The 23145-nt window shown below is 36.0% G+C and carries 19 protein-coding genes and 1 riboswitch; of the genes, 7 read left to right on the forward strand and 12 right to left on the reverse strand.

Features of this window, described 5'->3' with window-relative positions; translation table 11 throughout:
- Positions 1-38 precede the first annotated feature (38 nt).
- From metH to QWY91_RS10040, 11 genes are all read right to left on the reverse strand, one after another.
- Positions 39-2759: a methionine synthase gene (gene metH, locus QWY91_RS09990; RefSeq protein WP_290234427.1), complete on the reverse strand. Its 2721-nt coding sequence runs from the start codon at positions 2757-2759 to the stop codon at positions 39-41.
- 2 nt (positions 2760-2761) lie between these two features.
- The gene (locus tag QWY91_RS09995; RefSeq protein WP_290234430.1) at positions 2762-3781 is read right to left on the reverse strand and encodes a homocysteine S-methyltransferase family protein; all 1020 of its coding nucleotides are present in this window, start codon (positions 3779-3781) and stop codon (positions 2762-2764) included.
- Between the two features lie 48 nt (positions 3782-3829).
- Positions 3830-3946, reverse strand: a riboswitch (SAM riboswitch).
- A 131-nt stretch (positions 3947-4077) separates the two neighbouring features.
- Positions 4078-4503: an OsmC family protein gene (locus QWY91_RS10000; RefSeq protein WP_290234433.1), complete on the reverse strand. Its 426-nt coding sequence runs from the start codon at positions 4501-4503 to the stop codon at positions 4078-4080.
- A gap of 510 nt (positions 4504-5013) precedes the next feature.
- Positions 5014-6075: an NAD(P)/FAD-dependent oxidoreductase gene (locus QWY91_RS10005; RefSeq protein WP_290234436.1), complete on the reverse strand. Its 1062-nt coding sequence runs from the start codon at positions 6073-6075 to the stop codon at positions 5014-5016.
- Complete coding sequence (locus QWY91_RS10010; RefSeq protein ID WP_290234438.1) at positions 6068-6661, reverse strand: precorrin-2 dehydrogenase/sirohydrochlorin ferrochelatase family protein; 594 nt, start codon at positions 6659-6661, stop codon at positions 6068-6070. Before QWY91_RS10010 ends, QWY91_RS10005 begins: the two co-directional genes overlap by 8 nt.
- A gap of 214 nt (positions 6662-6875) precedes the next feature.
- Positions 6876-7673, reverse strand: a complete 798-nt coding sequence (gene cobA, locus QWY91_RS10015; protein WP_290234441.1) for a uroporphyrinogen-III C-methyltransferase — start codon at positions 7671-7673, stop codon at positions 6876-6878.
- On the reverse strand, positions 7666-9759 hold the full coding sequence (locus QWY91_RS10020; protein WP_290234444.1) for a ferredoxin-like domain-containing protein: 2094 nt from the start codon (positions 9757-9759) through the stop codon (positions 7666-7668). The genes cobA and QWY91_RS10020 overlap by 8 nt, the downstream gene beginning before the upstream one ends.
- Before the next feature lie 210 nt (positions 9760-9969).
- On the reverse strand, positions 9970-10599 hold the full coding sequence (locus QWY91_RS10025; RefSeq protein ID WP_290234448.1) for a phosphoadenosine phosphosulfate reductase domain-containing protein: 630 nt from the start codon (positions 10597-10599) through the stop codon (positions 9970-9972).
- 154 nt (positions 10600-10753) lie between these two features.
- Positions 10754-11164 carry an RrF2 family transcriptional regulator gene (locus tag QWY91_RS10030; RefSeq protein ID WP_290234451.1) on the reverse strand — a complete coding sequence of 137 codons (411 nt, stop codon included), beginning with the start codon at positions 11162-11164 and terminating at the stop codon, positions 10754-10756.
- Between the two features lie 52 nt (positions 11165-11216).
- A complete protein-coding gene (locus QWY91_RS10035) occupies positions 11217-12383 on the reverse strand; it encodes a trans-sulfuration enzyme family protein (RefSeq protein WP_290234454.1) in 1167 nt (388 codons plus the stop codon).
- Positions 12384-12428: 45 nt separating this feature from the next.
- Positions 12429-13706 carry an O-acetylhomoserine aminocarboxypropyltransferase/cysteine synthase family protein gene (locus QWY91_RS10040; protein ID WP_290234457.1) on the reverse strand — a complete coding sequence of 426 codons (1278 nt, stop codon included), beginning with the start codon at positions 13704-13706 and terminating at the stop codon, positions 12429-12431.
- Between the two features lie 695 nt (positions 13707-14401).
- Between QWY91_RS10040 and metK the strand changes: the two genes are divergently transcribed.
- From metK to QWY91_RS10070, 6 genes are all read left to right on the forward strand, one after another.
- Complete coding sequence (gene metK, locus QWY91_RS10045; protein WP_290234461.1) at positions 14402-15658, forward strand: methionine adenosyltransferase; 1257 nt, start codon at positions 14402-14404, stop codon at positions 15656-15658.
- Between the two features lie 33 nt (positions 15659-15691).
- Positions 15692-16234: a hypothetical protein gene (locus QWY91_RS10050; RefSeq protein WP_290234464.1), complete on the forward strand. Its 543-nt coding sequence runs from the start codon at positions 15692-15694 to the stop codon at positions 16232-16234.
- A 163-nt stretch (positions 16235-16397) separates the two neighbouring features.
- Complete coding sequence (locus tag QWY91_RS10055) at positions 16398-17762, forward strand: acyl-CoA dehydrogenase family protein (RefSeq protein ID WP_290234466.1); 1365 nt, start codon at positions 16398-16400, stop codon at positions 17760-17762.
- Between the two features lie 61 nt (positions 17763-17823).
- Entirely contained in the window at positions 17824-18753 is a 930-nt protein-coding gene (locus tag QWY91_RS10060; RefSeq protein ID WP_290234469.1) for a 2-hydroxyacid dehydrogenase, read from the forward strand.
- A gap of 143 nt (positions 18754-18896) precedes the next feature.
- Positions 18897-19841 (forward strand): pyridoxal-phosphate dependent enzyme, encoded by a 945-nt coding sequence (locus QWY91_RS10065; protein WP_290234472.1) that lies wholly within the window; start codon positions 18897-18899, stop codon positions 19839-19841.
- 104 nt (positions 19842-19945) lie between these two features.
- Entirely contained in the window at positions 19946-20584 is a 639-nt protein-coding gene (locus QWY91_RS10070) for a hypothetical protein (protein WP_290234475.1), read from the forward strand.
- Between the two features lie 53 nt (positions 20585-20637).
- On the opposite strand, the gene QWY91_RS10075 is transcribed toward QWY91_RS10070, so the two are convergent.
- A complete protein-coding gene (locus tag QWY91_RS10075) occupies positions 20638-21156 on the reverse strand; it encodes a DinB family protein (protein WP_290234477.1) in 519 nt (172 codons plus the stop codon).
- Positions 21157-21351: 195 nt separating this feature from the next.
- Between QWY91_RS10075 and QWY91_RS10080 the strand changes: the two genes are divergently transcribed.
- Positions 21352-23145, forward strand: coding sequence for an SLC13 family permease (locus QWY91_RS10080; RefSeq protein WP_290234480.1), 1794 nt, complete (start codon positions 21352-21354; stop codon positions 23143-23145).

The raw sequence follows: 23145 nt of genomic DNA on the forward strand, positions 1-23145 counted from the left end.
CTGCTAATCGCTGATAGCTTTTAGCTGTCAGCTTATTTTTAATCTGCAATATTAGGATTCAGCCATTTTTCGGCTTTTTTATAATCAATTCCTTTACGTTCGGCAAAGTCTTTTACCTGATCTTCTTTTATTTTACCTAATCCAAAATATCGTGCTTCAGGATTCGCAAAATAATAACCACTTACACTAGCTGCCGGCCACATAGCTAAACTCTCGGTAAGTTTTACGCCTATATTTTCTTCTACCCTTAAAATATCCCAAATTGTTAATTTTTCTAGGTGATCGGGACATGCTGGATATCCAGGTGCAGGACGAATTCCTTTATAATTTTCTTTAATAAGTTCTTCGTTACTTAAGGTTTCTTCGGAAGCATAACCCCAATCTTCTTTCCTTATTTTTTTGTGCAAATATTCAGCAAAAGCTTCTGCGAATCGATCAGCGAGCGCTTTGATCATAATCGAATTATAATCGTCGTGATTCTTTTCAAATTCGGCTGCTAATTCTTGTGTTCCGAATCCGGTTGATACACAAAAACACCCCATATAATCTTTTACTCCGCTTTCTTTAGGTGCGATATAATCTGAAAGGGCAAAATTGGGCTTTCCGGCATGCTTTTTTAATTGCTGCCTTAAGGTTCTAAAAATTGCTGTTTTTTCTTCGGAATCTTGATTGAAATAAACCTCGATATCATCATGGTTTACTGTATTCGCTTCAAATAAACCGTAAATCGCTTTCGCTTTTAATAATTTTTCGTCCAAAATTTGTTTCAGCAATACTTTAGCATCTTCAAAAAGTGACGTTGCCTGCTCTCCTACTACTTTATCTTCTAAAATATTAGGATAACGACCATGTAAATCCCAACTTCTAAAAAACGGACTCCAATCGATATACGGAACCAATTCATTTAAATCGAAATCTTCCAGAATCTGAATTCCGAGTTGATTTGGTTTAGTGATATTGGTGGTTTTCCAATCTATTTTATAATTATTTTCCCGAGCTGCTTCAATAGATAGAAAGCTCTTGACCTTGCTACGCTTTCCAAAATTATTCCTGAAAATTTCATATTCAGATTTTAGATTTTCTTTATACGCTTCTCGGGTTCTTTTATTCAGTAAATCACCAACAACAGTTACTGCTCGTGACGCATCATTAACGTGAGCAACTGCATGAATATATTGCGGATCTATTTTAACAGCAGTATGAGCCTTCGACGTAGTTGCTCCGCCAATAAGCAAAGGCACATTAAAGTTCTGACGCTGCATTTCTTTAGCTAAAAAAACCATCTCGTCTAAAGACGGCGTTATCAAACCACTTAACCCTATAACATCTACATTATTCGCTTTTGCCGCATCGATAATTTTCTCTGGCGGCACCATTACGCCTAAATCGATAATTTCGTAATTATTACAAGCCAATACAACACTCACAATATTTTTACCAATATCGTGAACATCACCTTTTACGGTAGCCATCAGCACTTTTCCGGCAGGTTCGCGTTTTGTGGTTTTATCATCTTCAATATAAGGCAGCAGATAAGCCACAGCTTTTTTCATTACACGAGCCGATTTTACGACCTGCGGAAGAAACATTTTTCCGCTTCCGAAGAGATCTCCAACTACATTCATCCCAATCATCAACGAGCCTTCAATCACATCGATAGGCCGTTCTGCTTCTTGCCGTGCAGTTTCTACATCTTCTACAATATAAGCATCAACTCCTTTTACTAATGCATGAGTAATTCGATCTTGTGTACTCCCTTCTCGCCAGCTTAAATCGACTTTACTAGTTTTCGCGGTTCCTTTTACGGTTTCAGCAAAATCTAACAATCGCTCTGTAGCATCGTCCCTACGATCTAAAATCACATCTTCTACATGCTCTAATAAATCTTCTGGGATTTGATCGTAAACTTCTAGTAATGCCGGGTTTACAATACCCATATTCATTCCGGCTTTTATCGCATAATATAGAAATACCGAGTGCATAGCTTCACGCACAGGATTATTTCCTCGGAAAGAAAAAGAAACATTACTAACCCCACCACTTACACTACAATGCGGTAAGTTTTCTTTTACCCATGCCGTAGCTTCGATAAAATCTATAGCATTTCTACGATGCTCGTCCATACCTGTTCCTACAGGAAAGATATTTAAATCGAAAATGATATCCTCTGGCGGAAAATTTACTTTATCCACTAAAACATCGTAAGAACGTTTTGCAATTTCGATTCTACGATCGTAATTATCGGCTTGTCCAACCTCATCAAAAGCCATTACAATTACTGCAGCACCGTAACGTTTTATTTTTTTGGCGTGTTCAATGAATTGCGCTTCACCTTCTTTTAAGGAAATGGAATTTACTACACATTTCCCCTGCACCACCTGCAAACCGGCTTCGATAATTTCCCATTTCGAACTATCGATCATAATCGGTACTCGAGCAATATCTGGTTCTGCTACAATTAGATTCAGGAACTTTACCATGGCTTCCTTGCCATCAATAAGTCCGTCGTCCATATTAATATCGATAATCTGGGCACCACCATCTACCTGATCTCTGGCAACATCTAAAGCTTCATCGAACTTTTCTTCTTTAATAAGTCTTAGAAATCTTTTAGAACCAGCTACATTGGTACGCTCCCCAACATTAACAAAATTACTATCGGGCGTAATAATTAAAGGTTCCAGACCCGACAATTGCAATGGTCGATAATCGGTTTTTCCTGAGGTATTATTAGCTAAATTATTGTCTAATCCTTCCATGATCAGGCTGAAGCTTTTTTATGTTGAAGACTTTTTATAGGTCGTGGTTTGTAATCTTTCGCAATATTTGCAATTGCTTTTATATGATCGGGAGTTGTCCCACAACATCCTCCCAGTATATTTACCAGACTTTTCTCGAGATACTCTTTGGTTTGAATTGCCATTTCATCGGGACTTTCATCGTACTCTCCAAAAGCATTTGGCAAACCAGCATTAGGATAAGCTGAAACTCCATATTGTGTTTTGTAAGCCAACACTTCTAAATGCGGAGTAAGCTGTTTTGCACCAAGAGCACAATTGAAACCGATACTTAACAATGGAATATGAGAAACTGAAATTAGAAAAGCTTCCGCAGTTTGCCCTGATAGCGTTCTACCTGAAGCATCTGTAATTGTTCCGCTAATCATTACCGGAATATCTACTTGAAGTTCTTCCTTTAATTCATCAATCGCAAAAAGTGCTGCTTTAGCATTAAGCGTATCAAAAACAGTTTCTACCAATAAAATATCTACACCACCTTTTATCAAGGCTTTTGCCTGTTGTCTATACGCAAGTCGAAGTTCATCAAAAAAAATTGCGCGGAATCCCGGATCGTTTACATCGGGAGACATGCTAGCTGTTTTATTAGTAGGTCCCATTGCACCCGCCACAAATTTTGGTTGGTCGGGATTCGCTTCGGTTAATTCGGTTGCTACCTGTTTGGCGATTCTGGCCGACTCGTAGTTTAATTCATCCACAAGTTCCTCCATCTGATAATCGGCCATAGCAATAGTAGTTCCCGAAAAAGTATTAGTTTCTACAATATCGGCACCCGCCTGAAAATATTTTTTATGAATAGTGGCTATAGCCTCTGGTTGAGTTATCGAAAGCAAGTCGTTATTCCCTTGCAATGACACCGGCCAATCCTTAAAACGATCTCCACGGAAATCTTCTTCAGTGAATTTATATTCCTGAAGCATGGTACCCATAGCACCATCGAGGATCAGTATTTTTTCGGCTAATATTTCTTCTAATTTCGACATGTTATTCTGTTCTAAACGCTATCAAAAAAGAAGATAAAGGAAGTCTTGATGTTATCTATCTGCGAAAAATCGTAGTAGAAGGTAGCACCTTCTCCATTGTACGAGAGACAAAGAGGGTTGCTAAGGTTTCACCGGGTCTAATCCCTCAACCTTTCTTGATAACGCTATTATTTTAATGAACTTAGCCCGCTAATATACGGTGTTCTCTTATAATTACAAGAGATTCAATAAAAATCTTAATCGTCAAATAAGATTTTAAAAAAAGTAAACCCGCCTTGACAGACGGGTAATATCACTTAAGCTTCAACTTTTTCTCCGTTTACATTTACTTCATAAGAAATCTCAGCTGCTTTTTCTAGCATTTTTGCTACGGAACAATATTTATCCATAGAAAGTTCTACTGCTCGTAATGCTTTTGCTGAAGACACTTCGCCTTTCAATATAAAATTAAGGTGAATTTTTTTGAAAACATTCGGTACAGCGCCATCTTCTCTGAAGCCTTCAACTTCTACCTGCAAATCTTCCAATTCTACTTTTTGCTTTTTTAGAATCATCACCACATCGATACTACTACAACCTGCAATACCACGAAGAATCAAATCCATCGGACTTCCGCCTTGCGGATCTGCTTCAGATTTATTATCTAAATGAACAACATCTCCACGTTCATTTTTGGTCTCAAAGTGATAGGCATCGTTAAGCCTTTTTAGAAAGATTTTCATCTATTTTAATTTTGATGTAAATGTACAAAACATTCAAGGATTCTCTTATCGCCTTTAATGGTTTAGAAAACAGACACCTAATTAATAATTAATAAAAAAATTTTATATTTATAAACATAAATACTTTCATAATGGACATAAATAATAAAAAATTTAAAAAATTAAGATTCACACCCTTGATCTTAATCATAATTTACTTTAGTGCTATCAAAAACTCCAGTTTTCTTTCTGAAGAGTATAAACTATATATCCTGATAGGGATGATACTTCTTTCTGTTATCAATCTTGGCTTTTTGTATTCGATAGACCTAATAAAAATTCAGAAAATATATACTCTTGGAATTTTTATAGGTATATCTTCAATAATATATTTTCTATAATTATAGATAAAAAAATAAAAGCTTAGCTAATAAATATAACATCTAATTCTAAAAAAAAAGAATTATCAAATTCAACAATCTTAATTCTAAAATCGCATATCTAACAGCGAAGCGATCTAATATCTATTTTCTAGCCTATACTCTGTACCACTTCTTTCTTGGCTTCTTTTTTAGATCCGTCGAATCCTTCTACTCCACCAACTGTTGTGTATTTAAGTACATATTTTTTATCTGGAAATATTCTCTGATACGCACTCTGACACATAATCGCTGCTTCGTGAAATCCAGATAAAATCAGTTTTAATTTTCCTTTATACGTATTTACATCACCGATGGCATAAACGCCTGGAATATTGGTCGCATAATCGTAAGAATTATCTACTTTAATCGCATTTTTTTCTATTTCTAATCCCCAACTTCCGATTGGTCCTAGCTTTGGAGATAACCCGAATAACGGCACAAAATGATCGACGTCTCTTAGCTCTTCGCCGCGTGCTTCATCTTTATGACGAATTACAACTTGTTCTAAATCATTTTTTCCATTTAAGCCAACAACCTCAGCGTTGGTAATCATTTCAATTTTACCGAGTTTCGATAATTCTGATACTTTTTCTACTGAATCTAAAGCTCCTCTAAATTCTTTTCTTCTATGCACCAAAGCTACTTCTTCAGCAATATCAGCTAAATAAATTGCCCAATCTAAAGCAGAATCTCCACCACCGGCAATCACTACTTTCTTATCACGATATACTTCAGGATCTTTGATAAAATACTCCACACCTTTATCTTCGAAATCAGTAATATTTGGAATAGGCGGCTTACGAGGCTCAAAAGAACCTAAACCTCCTGCAATAGCTACTACAGGCGCGTGATGCTGAGTACCTTTATTAGTGGTCACTATAAAAGTTCCGTCATCCAATTTTTCTAAAGTTTCAGCGCGCTCTCCAAGTGTAAATCCGGGTTCGAAAGGTTTAATTTGTTCCATCAAATTATTCACCAGATCACCAGCATTAATTTCTGGAAATGCCGGAATATCATAAATCGGTTTTTTAGGATAAATCTCTGAACACTGCCCACCCGGCTGCGGTAAAGCATCGATTAAATGAGTCTTCAATTTTAATAATCCCGCCTCAAAAACGGTAAATAATCCTGTGGGGCCTGCTCCTATAATTAGGATATCTGTTTTAATCATTTTTATCTTTCTTTACAATTAAGGATTCGGTTATGGTGTTTAGTTGTTCCACTTTAGCTTCAAAATCACCTTTAATAGTTTTGCGATATTCATTAAGATTTTCAACCATTCGGTTTACGTCTTCCGGAATTACTTCCTCAAAAAACTGGCGTAAACGCTTGGCAGTAGTTGGCGACTTTCCATTTGTAGAAATAGCTATTTTCACATTGCCTTTATTTACAATTCCGCCCATATAAAAATCACAAAGTTCTGGCGTATCCGCAATATTCGCTAGTAGATATCTTCGTTTGGCGTGGCGATGCACTCTTTTATTTAATCGTGCATCATTAGTTGCTGCCACTACGATATGACGTCTTTTTAAATATTTTTTTCGATATCTGCCTTTGATCAATTTAATCCCATGTTTCTCAGCAAGTGCTGCAGTTTCAGGAGCGAACCATTTGGCAACTACTTCAACATTAGCATTAGGGCTTGATTTCAGTAAAAAGTGAAGCTTTTCATGCCCAACATTTCCTCCGCCAACAACGAGAATGTTCAGGTTATTCACTTTTAGAAATACTGGATATAATTCGTTTCTTGGTTGCATATTTTTTAGCGATTAGCTTTCAAAATAAATTCAAAATTCAATATTTTAAATTTGAGATAATATGATATAGGTTCTTGTTTTTAAAAATCTACCTATTTAAATAAGTTCGAAATTCAAAATTGATTAGTGTTGTTCGTCTAATTTCTAACTTTCAACAGCGAAGCGATCTAAATATTAATTTTCAAATCAGCATATCATCAAATTTTGAAATCGATTAGGCTGCTCCAATTTTTAAGAATTTTGAATATGCTGAAGCAGAAAATCCGCTAGATGCACTTAATTCTTTTGGTAATTGATGACTTTCCTTTACAACTTCACCAATTACAATTATTGAAGGCGCTGTAAGTTCTTTTTCAGCGACTACTTTTTCTATGGTTTTAATGGTTCCAAAACCCGATTGCTCATTGATAGTGGTTCCGTTTTGAATAATCCCAACTGGTGTATCTTCTTTTCCAAATTCGCTAAAAATCTTTACAATTTCAGCAAGCTTACTCATTCCCATCAGGATCACAACCGTTGCTGTAGATTGTGCAGCCAAATAGACATCATTCGATAATTTTCTAGCCGAAGTTGTTCCCGTAATTACCCAAAAACTTTCTGAAGTTCCACGTTGAGTTAATGGAATACCTACATTAGCCGGCACTGAGATCGAAGATGTTATTCCTGAAATTACCGCCGTATCTAAACCTTTACTTTTGGCATAATTAATCTCTTCAGAACCTCTTCCAAAAATAAAAGGATCGCCTCCCTTTAATCTTACCACGTGGCCACGATCTAAGGCATAATCCACAATTAAATCGTTGATTTCATCTTGCGAATAGCGATGTTTGTTTTTACGTTTCCCCACATACACATGTTCCGCCTGAGGTGCATATTCTAACAACTCTCTATTGATAAGTGCATCGTATAACACCACTTTCGCAGATTTTAATGCATTTAACGCTTTTAACGTAATTAACTCAGGATCACCAGGACCTGCGCCTACAACACTTAGTTTAGGTAAATTATACATCTTGTACCTCCTTCGTTCTATAAGTGTCTACTCTTTTTAAGAATAAACGTGCGTCTTCTATATATTTATTCGCAAACTTTTCAGTTGGTTCGTGTTCATTTAACTGGTAAGTAAATTCTTTAAAAGAAGTGGATAATTCTATTTTTCCGGTCTCTACAAACAATTCGTCAAACTGAGCGATAATTCCTGCTTGCGTATTTGTTTTAACATCATCGGCTAACAATAATGCTTTTGCTGAATTTACAATGGAAGTATAAGAATGATAAATCCCATCTGCCCAATCTTTACGATCTAAAGCACTTTGTGCATTATAGATTTTCTCTTCACTTTCAAATAATAAAGTGGCAATTAAATCGATCACCACTCCAGCACATTCTCCTACTCCTACTGCTTTAATGTAGGGTTTCTCATGTCCCCAATCGATAAAATCATTTTCACTAAGATTTGAAGTATCTGCCAGTTCTTTTAAAAGATCGTAGAAATACGTTTTCCCCTGGCGATCGTAATAGTTTATAAATTTCTCTTCTGCTTCTGCATTAGTATCGAAATCATTTAATAAAACACGCAAGGCTTCCGGGCCACGTTTGCTTGGCACTTTTACAACTTTGTCGGCAAATCGGCCTTCCCCGTTTCCTAAAACACCACCGCCAAGCAAGACTTGTAATGCCGGTGCTACTGCTTTACCAGATTTAATCGACATTCCCTGAAAGCCAATTTCAGCCATATTATGCTGTCCACAAGCATTCATACAACCACTTATTTTTATCGTAATATCTTTTCCGTTGATGAATTGCGGATACTCTTCTTTTAAAACATCTTCTAAAACATCAGCAATCCCTGTACTACTAGCAATTCCTAAATTACAAGTATCGGTACCAGGGCATGCGGTAATATCTACTGTTTTATTGTATCCCGTTTCTGCATATCCCAGCTTCTTTAATTCTGTATAGAAAAAAGCTAAAAATGGTTCACGAACATGGCGAATTAAAATATCCTGTCGTAAGCTTAAACGAATTTCGTTACCGGCATATTTTTTAATAAGATCGGCTAACTTTCTAGCTCCACCGGTATAAAAGTCTCCTAAAGGAACGCGAATTCCTATTGCAAATAATCCCTGTTGTTTCTGCGGAATAACATTAGTATTTCTCCACACGTCAAAATCTTTTTGATCTTCGATCTCCACAGAAGGAATTTCAACTTCCTGAAGTGTTGGAGCTGCTTCAAACTTTTCGATATGAAATTCAGGTTGTTTAGTGGAAAGTGCTTTTTTCTGTTCATCGACCAGTTCTAAGAAAGCATCCAGACCAATATCTTTAATTAAAAACTTCATTCTCGCTTTTAATCGCTTGGCGCGTTCCCCGTGGCGGTCGAATACTCGAAGTACTGATTCAATAAGCGGAATAATTTTTTCAGCTTCAATAAAATCATATAATTTATCGGCATGTCTTGGCTGCGAACCTAGCCCGCCTCCCAACATTACTTTAAAGCCGCGTTTTCCATCTTTCAATTTCGGTATAAAACCCAGATCATGAATGTAGCTTAAAGCTGTATCTTCATCTGTTGCAGAAAAAGCGATTTTAAATTTACGACCCATCTCCTGGCAAATAGGATTCCGTAGAAAAAATCGAAATGCAGCATCGGCGTACGGTGAAACATCAAAAGGTTCATCGACATCGATACCGGCCGTTGGCGAAGCTGTTATATTTCTTACTGTATTCCCGCAGGCTTCACGAAGCGTGATATCGTCTTTCTCTAACTGCGCCCAAAGTTCTGGCGTACGATCCAAGCTTACAAAATGAATTTGAATATCCTGTCGAGTAGTAATATGCAATCTTCCGGTAGAATACTCATCAGACACATCGGCAATACGATGTAATTGTTCTGAAGTTACTTTTCCAAATGGCAGTTTTATACGAACCATTTGTACACCGGCCTGCCTTTGCCCGTAAACTCCACGTGCTAGTCGCAGGCTTCGGAATTTCTCTTCGTCTGCTTTTCCTTCACGGAACAGGCGAATCTTTTTTTCTAAATCGATGATGTCTTTTTCGACAACAGGATTTTCAATTTCGGTTCTAAAACTTTGCATGGATAATATAATTTTAATGAGGCATCTGCTTAGAAACAGATGTAAATAAAAAAGTCCTTTTTTGTGTTTTTACACTTAAAAGGACTTCCCATATAACTAAATACAAAAACACTTTTAAGTGCAGGAATAACTGCGCATGCACATCGACTTACACCAGATCATTTTTGTATTAAAATTTGTCATTTTTTAGTCTTCTTTTAAAATATAGAATTAAGCGTGAAGCCCACATTCTCTGTTAGATAACACTTTTGTAGGATCAAAATATTTATGTTCATTCGGTAAGTCGTGTTCTTCTAAGTAAAGATCTAGTTTTTCGTCGCTCCAGTGATAAAACGGACTTACCTTTAAAAGACCATCTTTACTATAGCTAAGAATATCTATACTATTACGAAAAGCAGTTTGTCCTTTTCTAAGATTTGTAAACCAAATATCTGGCTGCTGTTCTCGCATAGCTCTTTGGAAAGGCTCTAATTTCACCTGGCGAGTAAATTCATCATGATCTGAACTATCTACTTGTGGTATACCGTTGAACATTGCATCTCGATAAGCAGCAGTTTGCTTTGGCATATAAACCTTCACATTAAGATCTAAAGTATCAATTACCTGTTTAGCGTGTTTATATGTTTGAGGCGTGTTATAACCCGTATCACACCAAACCACCTGAACATCAGATTTAATTTTGGAAACAGCATGCAATATCGCTACCTCGTAAGGTCTAAAATTAGTTGTCACTACCGGGCGCTTGCTATTAAGAATTACCCATTGGATAATTTCTTCAGGGCTTATACCTTTTAGTTGCTGATTAAGGATTTTTAGTTCTTTCTCTGTATACCTTTTCATAATCTTGTCTTTCCTGAAGTCCACTTTTATCTTTTCAATCTAATAACCTATAGATTTAGTAGGTTATTAAAACAAAAGTAACTTTCATTTTAATATACACCAACAAAATGTTGATTAATTTTTGATTTTTAACATTTTACGTTTTAAATAATGACTATAACGCCAGATCGGCTAGTGTATTCTCACCAAATACATTAAGTGTACTATCACGAACCTGAATCATAAGTTTATGTACAGCACAGGTTTTCTCGTCTGGGCAATCATCACATTTTTCGTAGTAATTTAGACTTACGCAAGGAACCATGGCAATGGGACCTTCTAAGACTCTAATAACTGCGGTCATTTTAATATCCTCGGGTTCTTTGATTAGATAATAACCTCCACCTTTTCCTTTTTTAGAACCCAAAAATCCAGATTTCCGAAGTATCAAAAGAATACTTTCCAGAAACTTTTGAGAGATATTTTCACTCTTCGCAATTTCTGAAGTCTGCACCGGATTCCTGTCTGGCTGCCTTGCAATAAAGGTAAGCGCCTTTATTCCGTATTTCGTTTTCTTTGAAAGCATACGGCGAAGATAAATAATTTTAATCTTTCCCTTCGCCGTACTTCTTTCTATATTATACTAAGGCCTGTTTAATATCGGCGATAATATCATCGATATGTTCTAAACCTGCAGAAACTCTAATCAAACCATCTGTAATTCCCACTTCCAGTCGATCTTCTTCACTTAGTTTACTATGGGTTGTACTAGCTGGATGCGTTACTATACTTCTTGTATCGCCAAGATTAGCGCTTCTGGAACACATTTTTACCGAATTTATAAACTTTCTTCCCGCATCTATTCCTCCTTTAATTTCAAACGAAATGATATTTCCGCCTAAACGCATTTGTTTTTTAGCAATATCATATTGAGGATGTGATTTTAAGAATGGATATTTTACATATTTAACATTAGGATCCGACTCTAAAAATTCAGCTAATTTTAAAGCATTTTCAGAATGTTTTTCTAAACGTACCGCCAAGGTTTCTAAACTTTTAGAAAGCACCCACGCGTTAAACGGACTCAAAGCCGGACCGGTGTTTCTAGAAAATAAATATATCTCTCGAATCAAATCAGCTTTTCCCACCGTAACGCCACCTAATACTCTACCTTGTCCATCCATCATTTTGGTAGCCGAATGGATCACCAAATGCGCGCCATATTTAATTGGATTTTGAATGTAAGGCGTCGCAAAGCAATTATCGATCACTAAAATCAAGTTATGTTTTTTAGCAATTTCAGATAATACTTCAAGATCTATAATATCGACTCCGGGATTGGTAGGCGTTTCTGCAAAAATGATTTTGGTCTCCGGCTCAATTAAGCTTTCAATTTTATCAACTTCATTTACTTTAAAGTAGCTATGCGAAATGTTCCACTTCGGAAAAAACTTTGTGAACAACGAATGTGTACTTCCAAAAACCGATCTGGAAGAAATGATATGATCCCCGGCATTTAACAAAGCTGCTAAGGAAGAAAAAACCGCACTCATTCCGGTTGCAAAAGCATACCCCCCTTCTGCCCCTTCCATCTTGCAAATTTTCTCTACAAACTCTGATGTATTTGGGTTTGAAAATCGGCTGTAAATATTACGCTCTTTTTCTTCAGAAAATGAAGCTCGCATATCTTCAGCATCTTCAAAAATATAACTTGAGGTTAAGTATAAAGGTGCTGAATGTTCTAAATGTTGTGAACGTTCTATTTGAGTTCGTATCGCTTCGGTTTCAAAATGTGGGGTTGACATATTTCTATTTTTTTATTTCTATTCTAATCTCAGAATTAAAATTAGTTATTTTATTGTTGAAAATACGTTTAATAGATCGGCTTTTAAATCGGCTATATCTTCCAGACCTACAGATAGACGTATTAAATCCTGCTTAACACCGGCATCATTTTGAGCTTTTTCGTCTAGTTGTTGATGAGTTGTGCTTGCAGGATGAATAATTAGTGATTTTGTATCTCCAATATTGGCCAATAAAGAGAACAATTTTGTTTCGTTAGCTATTATTTTAGCAGACTCGTAACCGCCTTTTACGCCGAATGTTACAATCCCGCTTTGACCTTCCGGCAAATATTCTTTTGCTAACTCATAATATGGGCTAGTTGATAAACCAGGATAATTAACCCAGCTTACCGCTTCCTGTTCTTGTAACCATTCTGCCAACGCCAATGCATTTTCACTATGTTGCTTTATTCTAATTTTCAAGGTTTCCAGTCCCTGGATTATTTGAAAAGCATTAAAAGGACTCAATGCTGCACCGTGATCTCGCAAGCCTTCTACACGAGCTTTTGCTATAAAGGCAGCGTTTCCTAATGCTTCATGATAAACTAAACCATGATAACCGGCTGAAGGCTCTGTAAATTCAGGAAACTTACCACTGGCCCAATCAAAAGTACCTGCATCGATTATAGCGCCTCCAAGAGAAGTTCCATTACCACTTATATATTTAGTTAGAGATTCTATTACGATATTAGCGCCAAACTCAATCGGCTTAAGTAAATAAGGCGTGGCTACAGTATTATCTACAATAAATGGAATGTTATGTGCTTTAGCTTGCTTAGAAATATTTTTTAGGTCTAAAACATCTAATTTGGGGTTCCCAAGCGACTCCGCAAAAACAACCCTGGTATTCTCTTTAACGGCTTTCCCAAAATTCTCGGGATCTGACGGATCTACAAAAGTTGTGGTAATACCAAATCTTGGTAAGGTTACACTTAATAAATTATAGGTTCCGCCATATAAACTACTGGAAGCCACTATATGATCACCAGCTTTTAATAATGTTAGTAAAGTAGTATTAATTGCAGCTGTTCCCGATGCGGTTACTACCGCGCCAATTCCACCTTCTAAAGCGGCAAGTCTTTGTTCTAAAATATCGTTGGTCGGATTATTTAAACGTGTATAAATATATCCCGGTTGCGCCAAAGAAAATCTACCGGCTGCCTCATCAGAATCTTTAAAGACATAAGACGTAGTTTGATAAATAGGTACTGCTCTTGTCCCTCCGTTAGTAGTTACATCGTGACCGGCATGTAAAGCGTTTGTAGAAAATTTATTAGTACTCATAATATTATTTTAAATAAGTTAACGACCCCCTATTTGTTGCTATTACCTGGGAGATCTTATTGAAGTTTATTCAATTTAGATAATAGCAGTGCATTTTTCTACACATAAAACTGGTTATGCTAACACTAAAAGTTTGAAGTACTAAATCCATATTTGTTGTTTTAATTCCATAAAAAAAGCCGCTGTTTTTGGCAGCGGCTTTTTAATATTATATGTTTGAGTTTATACAATAGAGCGCACTGCGGAAGGTTTCCACATCATATTCATAAAGCGCATCATATTGTTTAAAATCATTATCTTATAAATCTATAGTTGCAAATATAACTACAGAAATATTTCTTAGCCAAGAATTTTCTTCTTTTTTTTGAAAACGATTTTATTAATATCCTAACGATACTATAAAGATAACATACAATTGAATTCATTATTCCTATATTTTAAAATCTTACCTTATAAAATCAAAAAAAAGTTTCTAGAAATGAATATGACGATTAAAAAGACGTTAAAGAAAGTTATACTAAAAAAGTATTTTATACATTTGCTGAAGAAATAATAACAGGGAAAGATTTGACTGATTGCAACCCTCTAACAATTTTATTTAAGATTGTTAAAAATGCTAAAGCAGTACTACTTTTTATAGCCTGCCTTTACGTCAAATTTACCCCGTCTTTTTATAACATAAAGGAAAAAGATTTATGGCTTATTTATTTACTTCAGAAAGTGTTTCTGAAGGACACCCAGATAAGATTGCAGATCAGATTAGCGATACCTTATTAGATAATTTCCTGGCTTTTGATGAAGAATCTAAAGTAGCCTGCGAAACTCTAGTTACTACAGGACAAGTAGTTTTAGCAGGTGAAGTGCGTTCGAATACTTATTTAGACGTTCAGCAAATTGCTAGAGATGTTATTAATGATATTGGTTACACCAAAGGTGAATATCAATTTAGTGGTGATTCTTGCGGAGTCATTTCTTTAATCCACGAGCAGTCTCCAGATATCAGCCAGGGTGTAGATCGTGAGACTAAAGAAGAGCAAGGTGCAGGTGACCAGGGAATGATGTTTGGCTATGCTACTACAGAAACTGAGAACTACATGCCACTTGCGCTCGATATTTCTCACAAAATGATGGTCGAGCTCGCTAAGCTTAGACGTGAAAATAAAGATATCACCTATTTAAGACCTGATGCTAAAAGTCAGGTTACCATTGAATATAGTGATGATAATATTCCACAACGAATCGTAGCTATCGTTTTATCTACTCAGCATGACCAATTTATGGAAGATGATGAGGAAATGTTGGATAAGATCAAAAACGATATTATCGAAATTTTGATGCCTCGTGTTATCGAGCAATTACCTGAGTATGTTCAGAAATTATTTAATGATGATATTACTTATCACATTAATCCAACCGGGAAATTTGTAATTGGCGGCCCGCATGGAGATGCCGGACTTACCGGAAGAAAAATTATTGTAGATACTTATGGTGGTAAAGGTGCTCACGGTGGTGGTGCTTTCTCAGGAAAAGATCCTAGTAAAGTAGACCGCTCTGCTGCTTACGCCTCTAGACATATTGCTAAAAACTTAGTTGCAGCCGGCGTTGCAGATGAAGTTTTGGTTCAGGTTTCTTACGCCATTGGTGTGGTAGAACCTACCTCGATTTCAGTAGATACTTATGGTACTTCTAAAGTTGAAATGAGTAATGGTGAGATTGCTAAAAAAGTAAGAGAGATTTTTGATATGCGCCCATTTGCGATAGAAGAGCGCTTAAATCTTAGAAATCCTATTTATCGTGAAACTGCAGCTTACGGTCATATGGGAAAAGAATCGAGAACGGTTACAAAAATTTTCAAAAGTCCGTATAGCGGAGAAGTTAAAAAAGAGGTAGAATTATTTACTTGGGAAAAACTGGATTATGTTGACAAGGTAAAAGAAGCCTTCGAGTTGTAAATTTAGTTCATCTTATAAGTTTATTTTACTATCATGAAATTACTCGGTACATATAAAAATTTAAAGTATTACTTATCAAATGATATTGACCCTTTATATTTTTCGCCCATCTTAGCTTTTGTAAAGTATAAATTAGAAGTAAACTGGGATGATTATAATGAGTTTTTTCATGCTTGTCGCCTTTTCGAAAATTTAAAGAAAAATGATCAGGTTATAGTAGATTCACACTTGCTGTTTAAAGATGGGAATTTGATTGGTTGCGCATTTATTGTGCGCGGTAATATCGCAGATCTTGAAGAACGATATAAGATTACGGAGGAAAAGATGGCCCTTCAAATTAAATACTTTCATATTACCGAAAAGGGTAATGGATATGGGAAAAACTGGTTAAAAGATGTAATAATACCATATTATTCAGAATTACAGTATAAAAGAATTTATGTTAATTCCAGCCATCCGCTCTCGTTCCCTTTCTACGAAAGATTGGGTGAAAAGATTGCCAATTACACTCAACATAGCGATAATAATTTGCGTGAAAGAAAAGGTGCAAGTTTTCTTTTAAGAATAGCTAATTAAAATAAAAATTCCTTTTAGAACAAAATATCCTCTGATTCTTCAGGGGATTTGTTGTTTTAAATCACTTTTCTAACACCAGCTGATTTTATCCTTTTCTTCGGAAATCTTTAACAGCGGCAGGACTTTTTAATCACTAACTTGAGAATATAACAAAAGCATTCTCATGTCCTTTTTTAAAAAAGTAAGAAACACGGTAAACCTGTTAAAGTCGGTTGATATGGATCAGCTGGCAAAAATTAATAAGCAAATCGATTTGTCCGAAGCGATGAAAGCTTTAGGTACATTAGATGAACGACAGCTTGCCGGACTCATGAAAATGTTAAAAACCAAGCGTCACAAATCACAGAGTGACCTTCCTCCTATCGATGGCGATTTTTATAATCTGGATTATAAACTTACCAAAGAACAGCGCGAACTTCAAATGAAAGTTCGTAATCTAATGGAAGATGAAATTCGACCGCTGATTAATGACCACTGGAATCGTGCAAAGTTTCCTTTTGAAATAATTGAAAAATTCAAGAAACTAAATATTGCCGGTATTCCATACGAGGGTTATGGTTGCCCTAATCTTCCGTTTTTAATGGAAGGAATTATCGCGCAGGAAATTGCAAGAGTCGATGTTTCTACTTCAACCTTTTTTGGTGTTCATAGTGGGTTAGCAATGGGATCTATCTATTTATGCGGAAGTGAGGAGCAAAAGCAAAAATGGCTTCCGCAGATGCAAAAACTAGAAAAAATTGGCGCCTTTGGATTAACAGAGCCCAATGTAGGATCTGGCGTTGCCGGAGGTTTAGAAACCACTTGTAAATTCGATGGAGAACATTGGATTTTAAACGGACAAAAAAAATGGATTGGTAATGCCACATTTGCCGATGTAATTATCATTTGGGCACGAGATGAAGAAAGCAATCAGGTAAAAGGATTTCTAGTAGAAAAAGACAATCCCGGCTTTAAAGCTGAAAAGATGGAAGATAAAATGGCATTGCGTATTGTACAAAATGCCCTTATCACGCTTACCGATTGTAAGATTGCAGAAAGTGATCGATTACAAAATGCAAATTCGTTTAAAGACACTGCTAACGTCTTAAGAATGACGCGTGCCGGTGTTGCCTGGCAAGCGGTTGGTTGTGCTCGTGGTGCTTATGAAAGTGCTTTAAAGTACACTAGAAAGAGAGAACAATTTGGTCGTCCTATTGCTTCGTATCAGTTAATACAAAATCATCTGGTAGAAATGGTTTCTAACCTTACTGCCATGCAAACCTTATGTTTTAGACTTTCAGAAATGCAGGACGCAGATATGCTTACCGATGAGCATGCTTCTTTAGCTAAAGTCTATTGTAGTATGCGTATGCGCGATGTAGTAAGTCGTGCTCGTGAAGTGATGGGCGGTAACGGGATTTTACTTGAACATGATGTGGCTCGTTTTGTAGCCGATGCCGAAGCTATTTACAGTTACGAGGGCACAAAAGAGATCAATTCTTTAATTGTTGGTAGAGCAATTACCGGTTACAGTGCTTTTGTTAGCTAAAAAAAACTCAGAAATAAATTAAAAATCAAAACCCTCACAAGAGGGGAAAAATTAGAATTAAATGTCAGTATTAGTTGTAGCCCCAGGAAGAGATGTATCTAAATGGGTAGAAAATTTAAAAGGTCAGCATCCGGGAATGAATGTATATACCTATCCGGAAGATCATGATACCGAAGAAGTAGAATTTGCAATTTCTTGGAAGCATCCTCGTGGACTCTTCAAAAATTATCCTAATTTAAAAGTAGTTGCTTCTATGGGGGCCGGTGTAGATCATATTACCTCTGATCCAGAATTTCCTGAAGGCGTTAAAATAACACGAGTTGTCGATGAGCAATTAACCAGCGATTTAAGTGAGTTTGTTCTTGCTTTGGTTATGAATCACACACGTCACCTTTCAGCATATAAACACCAGGAAAAAGATCACAACTGGAATGTGATGAAGTATTGCCGTAACAGCGATATGAAAATTGGAGTTATGGGAATGGGCGTGATTGGTACCGCCACTGCGAAACTGTTAGCAAAAAATAACTTTCAGGTTTCAGGATGGTCGCGTACAGAAAAAGACTGCCAGGACATCAAATCTTACTCTGGAGATAACAGTTTAGACGACTTTTTAAGTAATTCTGAAGTTCTTATTTGCCTACTTCCTTTAACCGATGAGACTAACGGAATTTTAAATAAAGAATTATTCGAGAAACTTCCTAAAGGGGCGTATATCATAAATGTAGGTCGTGGAGAACATTTAGAAGAGAACGATCTAATCGAAATGATTGATAATGGTCATCTTGCAGGTGCATCTTTAGATGTTTTTAAAGAAGAACCTTTACCAGAAGATCATGCTTTTTGGGAACAAAAGAGAATCAGTATAACTCCGCACACCGCAAGTTTAACGGAAGCAGAATCTGTAATTCCTCAAATCGTGGAAAATTACAAAAGATTTAAAGATGATGAAGAGTTGAAAAACGTGGTAGAACAAGACCGTGGTTATTAATTATAATTTGAAAAAATAATGCTGAATTTTAAATTTCAAGTCAATCACCAGAAGTATATGCCTTGAATATATAATTGAGTATCAAAGTTTTTTCCTAATGCTGAAATTGGTTAATTTTCCAACTAATTTCAGCATTTATATTTATGGCAACTTTTTCTCGCGAGGATTTACTGAATGTTCACGAACGTATAAAACCCTACATTCATGAAACACCGATTTTAACTTCAAGCTTGATTAATGAGATTGCTGAATGTTCAATCTTTTTTAAATGCGAGAATTTCCAAAAAATGGGTGCGTTTAAAATGCGCGGTGCTATCAATGCCATTTTACAACTTAGTGAAGAAGATCAACAAAAAGGAGTAGTGACGCATTCTTCAGGAAATTTTGCTCAGGCCTTATCTATAGCTGCTAAAAGTTTAAATGTTCCTGCTTACATTGTGATGCCTTCTAGTGCGCCACAAGTAAAAAAAGATGCGGTTAAAACTTATAAAGGAATTATTACTGAATGTCCACCAACGCTACAAGATCGCGAAAAGACTGCTCAAAAGATCGTTGATGACAAAGGAGCTACTTTTGTGCATCCTTCTAATGACATCGAAGTTATTTTAGGACAGGGAACCGCAGCTTTAGAATTGATTCAAAAAAAGCCTAATCTTGATTGTGTAGTAACTCCAGTTGGCGGAGGCGGACTTATTGCCGGCACTGCTCTTGTCGTGAATGTATTTACTGAAAAAACAAAAACTATTGGAGCTGAACCTTTTGAAGTAGATGATGCTTACCGCTCATTAATTTCAGGAAAAATTGAAAAAAATGAAAGCGCCAACACTATTGCTGATGGTTTAAAAACACAATTAGGTGATCAAAACTTTCCGATTATCCAGAAACATGTCGATAGCATAATTCGAGTTACTGAAGAGGAAATAAAGACTGCACTGAAATTAATTTGGGAACGTATGAAAATTATCGTCGAGCCATCTAGTGCTGTAGCTTTAGCCGCAATTCTGAAAAAGAAAAAAGAATTTAAAAACCAAGAAATCGGACTATTAATTTCAGGAGGAAATGTCGATTTTAACCAAATTCAGCTTTAAAGAAGTATAATTTAACAGCTTATTTAAAATACTATTAAACTTGCATTAAATAATAATTTCTCAAGTCTACTCTTCTCTAATTTTGCTTAAAATAAAAATTCGACATGAAGAAACTATTAATTTTAAGCGCAATTGTATTATTAGGAAGCATTAGTGTTTCAAACGCACAAATCCAAGAAGGAAACTTCATGGTTGGGAGTGATTTTGGTAGCGGTCTAATTAACACAGGAAATAGCAGCATTCTTGGTTTAAACTTTGGATTAAACGATGGTGCTGGTTATAATTTAGGTTTAAGTCCTAAATTGGGATATTTTGTAAGAGACAACTTCATGCTAGGAGCTGTAGCTAATATCGGATTTAGTAAATCTGCAGAAAGTAGCGGAGCAACCGAAACTACAGTATACGGATTTCAGGCTCTATCTAGATATTACTTAAGCCCAGGTGAAAAAGGAATTGATAACCTTTTAAGCCACGGTCGTTTCTTCGTTGAAGCAAATGCAGGTATCGCTGGTGTGAATGTTGCTGGTGGTAATACTACCAACGGTTTTGCTTTTGGTGTAGGCCCAGGTTATTCTTACTTCCTTACAGATAACGTAGCTTTAGAAACTAACCTTAAGTATAATGGTTTAGTTGGTGGAGGAAACACCACATACCAAAATTCTTTAGGTTTAAACTTTGGTATTCAGGTATTTATTCCTTCTTCTAGAGCTAAAGAGCTTAGAGATAATCCTGATATGAGATAATTAATTTTACAACAAGATATTTGAAGGCTGGAATTATTTCCAGCCTTTTTTTATTACCAATTTTTATTTTCTAGTACGCTAATAGTGACTAACATCTGTCCAATATGTCTTTGGCTATGTTCTGCTGCATGAAAATATAAGCCGATCACGCTAGAAGGTAGTTTCTTTCTACCAACGGTTCGCTTTTCAGTTAATGCAGCTTCAGATGTATTTTTAAAAATTAGTAATGCTTCTTCTACTTTTTCAGCAAAAGCTTTTTTCAGATTAGCGATTTTCACATCACGATTTTCAACACCTTCTTTTCGTAAATATTCAAATTGAATTTCAGCAAGTGATTTACATTCCGCATAAGTCAACATGCGATCTAAAACTCCAGTAATATGCTGCAAATGGAAAGCAACATTAGCGCGCCCGGCAGGCTTTTCCCAAAGTAATGCTTCGTTAAAACCTTCGGTATATTTAAACACCTCTTCTTTAGATTGCAATAAAGCATGCGCCGCCGGCTGCAAAAGCAGTGGTATTTCTGGCAAAGGTCCACGTAACCAAACCTCTCTCGATTTTTCATTCTCCATATAAAACTCTTAAGGTGATGTTATAATATAACACTATCAGATAAAAGAAATATTATCTTTAACAATAGAATTTGAATTTCAACTGCATCAAAACTAGCGAAGAGATTTTTCAAACTGATATTAATAAATACACATGCTATAGTCGTGCTTAAAAGATTGAAGCATCAATCGAATAAAAGACCGACTTCTTAAACTATGGAACTTTACATTACAACTGCCATCATTCTGGTTGGGATTTTTCTTTTTATAAAAGATTATTTCACGATCGACACCACATCGATATTGATAATGGCATTATTTATAGTGAGTGGCGTTTTAAGTCCTGAAGAAGGTTTTTCTGGATTTAATCATCCTGCAACTATTACTTTGGGATGCATGTTTGTAATAAGTGCGGCTATTTTTAAGAGTGGAATAATTGAAAGTTTTAGTGATCGAATTATAAGTATCGCCAAAATCAACTATGTCTTTGCATTGATGATATTCTGCTTTTCTGCAGCATTATTTTCTGCATTCATCAATGATACTGCTGTTGTGGCTATTTTAATTCCCATGGCACTACTGGTTTGCCGGGAAACGGGTATTAGCCCCGCTCGGTTATTAATTCCAATATCTTTTTCAGCATTATTTGGTGGTACTTGTACGCTTATAGGAACCTCAACAAATATATTAATTAGCGGTATAGCTAAGAAAAGCGGATTAGAGCCTTTTAATATGTTCGAGTTCACTTTACCAGCTCTATGTCTTCTTGCTATTGGCTTAACGTATCTAATTGTAGTTGGTCCTTTACTTTTACCAAAACGAGCAGGAGTCCACGAAAGTGGCTTAACCAAAGAGGCACAAAGTTATTTAGCCGAAGTTTTTCTTAAAACAGCAAGTACAGATGTAGATCACAGCATCGCCAAATCTAAGCTGGTAAGCCAGTATGGAGCGCAGGTATTATCAATTAAACGGAAATATCACAGGATGTACGAGATTAACGGAGATACTGTTTTAAGAGCAGAAGATTCCATTAAGGTTATTATCGACCCGCAGCATCTTACCGAGCTTATGGAGAAAGGTGGCTACGAACTTATTGGCGACAAAGCGAATCTTTTAGAAAATGAAAAATCTAAGGATGGTAAGGAGGAAAAGAAAATTTACGAGGTAATGATTCCTTATGGTTCTTCGCTTGCAGAAAGATCGCTTAGACAGCTCAACTTCAGGAATATCTATTATGCATCGGTTTTGGCTTTAAGACATCGAAAGGAGATTATTACCCAGGATGTATCTAATGTAATATTAAAGGAAGGCGACATGCTTTTGGTGTATGCTGCTGAAAAAAATATTCAGACCCTATTATCACGAAAATTGATTGTGATCCTCTCTAATTATCAAACTAAAAAAGTAAACTATAAAAAAGCAATTCCGGCATTACTAATCACTCTGGGTGTTATTTTATCGGCAGCATTAAATCTAACTTCTATACTAATAAGTGCAATGATAGGTAGCTTACTTATTGTAACCACATCAATTTTAAAACCTAAAGAAGCTTATGATGCTATAGAATGGAAAGTGATCTTTATGATGGCCGGTGTACTTTCTATGGGAAAAGCTTTAGAAAAAACCGGAGGCTCAGATGTTATCTCGCAGTTTATTTTTGATCAAATAGGCGGATTAGATCCCAGAATTATTTTAAGTATAGTTTTTCTTATTACCTTTCTTTCTACTAATGTTTTAAGTAGTAAAGCTGCGGCAGCGCTAATGGCACCAATCGTGATTAGCCTATCTGCAGCATTAGGAATTAGTGAAAAACCTTTATTAATTGGTGTGATGTTTGCGTGCTCATTAACCTTTATGACACCAGTAAGTTATCCAACGAATACAATGGTATACGGTCCAGGTAATTATAAATTTAATGACTTTTTAAAGTTTGGAACTCCTTTAAATTTTATAATTTGGATTGCGGCATCATTTATAATTCCAGTATTTTTCCCTTTTGAAGTTAACTAA

The sequence above is a fragment of the Zunongwangia endophytica genome (assembly GCF_030409505.1).
In the GTDB taxonomy this organism is placed as follows: domain Bacteria; phylum Bacteroidota; class Bacteroidia; order Flavobacteriales; family Flavobacteriaceae; genus Zunongwangia; species Zunongwangia endophytica.

Bases quoted from the DNA above. Each gene is read 5' to 3' on its own strand.
- QWY91_RS10070 (WP_290234475.1), top strand. From the start codon at position 19,946: ATGAAGAAACTATTAATTTTAAGCGCAATTGTATTATTAGGAAGCATT.
- QWY91_RS10060 (WP_290234469.1), top strand. From the start codon at position 17,824: ATGTCAGTATTAGTTGTAGCCCCAGGAAGAGATGTATCTAAATGGGTA.
- metK (WP_290234461.1), top strand. From the start codon at position 14,402: ATGGCTTATTTATTTACTTCAGAAAGTGTTTCTGAAGGACACCCAGAT.
- metH (WP_290234427.1), bottom strand. From the start codon at position 2,759: ATGGAAGGATTAGACAATAATTTAGCTAATAATACCTCAGGAAAAACC.
- QWY91_RS10030 (WP_290234451.1), bottom strand. From the start codon at position 11,164: ATGCTTTCAAAGAAAACGAAATACGGAATAAAGGCGCTTACCTTTATT.
- QWY91_RS10050 (WP_290234464.1), top strand. From the start codon at position 15,692: ATGAAATTACTCGGTACATATAAAAATTTAAAGTATTACTTATCAAAT.
- QWY91_RS09995 (WP_290234430.1), bottom strand. From the start codon at position 3,781: ATGTCGAAATTAGAAGAAATATTAGCCGAAAAAATACTGATCCTCGAT.
- QWY91_RS10010 (WP_290234438.1), bottom strand. From the start codon at position 6,661: ATGCAACCAAGAAACGAATTATATCCAGTATTTCTAAAAGTGAATAAC.
- QWY91_RS10005 (WP_290234436.1), bottom strand. From the start codon at position 6,075: ATGATTAAAACAGATATCCTAATTATAGGAGCAGGCCCCACAGGATTA.
- QWY91_RS10025 (WP_290234448.1), bottom strand. From the start codon at position 10,599: ATGAAAAGGTATACAGAGAAAGAACTAAAAATCCTTAATCAGCAACTA.
- QWY91_RS10040 (WP_290234457.1), bottom strand. From the start codon at position 13,706: ATGAGTACTAATAAATTTTCTACAAACGCTTTACATGCCGGTCACGAT.
- QWY91_RS10065 (WP_290234472.1), top strand. From the start codon at position 18,897: ATGGCAACTTTTTCTCGCGAGGATTTACTGAATGTTCACGAACGTATA.
- cobA (WP_290234441.1), bottom strand. From the start codon at position 7,673: ATGTATAATTTACCTAAACTAAGTGTTGTAGGCGCAGGTCCTGGTGAT.
- QWY91_RS10080 (WP_290234480.1), top strand. From the start codon at position 21,352: ATGGAACTTTACATTACAACTGCCATCATTCTGGTTGGGATTTTTCTT.
- QWY91_RS10000 (WP_290234433.1), bottom strand. From the start codon at position 4,503: ATGAAAATCTTTCTAAAAAGGCTTAACGATGCCTATCACTTTGAGACC.
- QWY91_RS10020 (WP_290234444.1), bottom strand. From the start codon at position 9,759: ATGCAAAGTTTTAGAACCGAAATTGAAAATCCTGTTGTCGAAAAAGAC.
- QWY91_RS10075 (WP_290234477.1), bottom strand. From the start codon at position 21,156: ATGGAGAATGAAAAATCGAGAGAGGTTTGGTTACGTGGACCTTTGCCA.
- QWY91_RS10055 (WP_290234466.1), top strand. From the start codon at position 16,398: ATGTCCTTTTTTAAAAAAGTAAGAAACACGGTAAACCTGTTAAAGTCG.
- QWY91_RS10035 (WP_290234454.1), bottom strand. From the start codon at position 12,383: ATGTCAACCCCACATTTTGAAACCGAAGCGATACGAACTCAAATAGAA.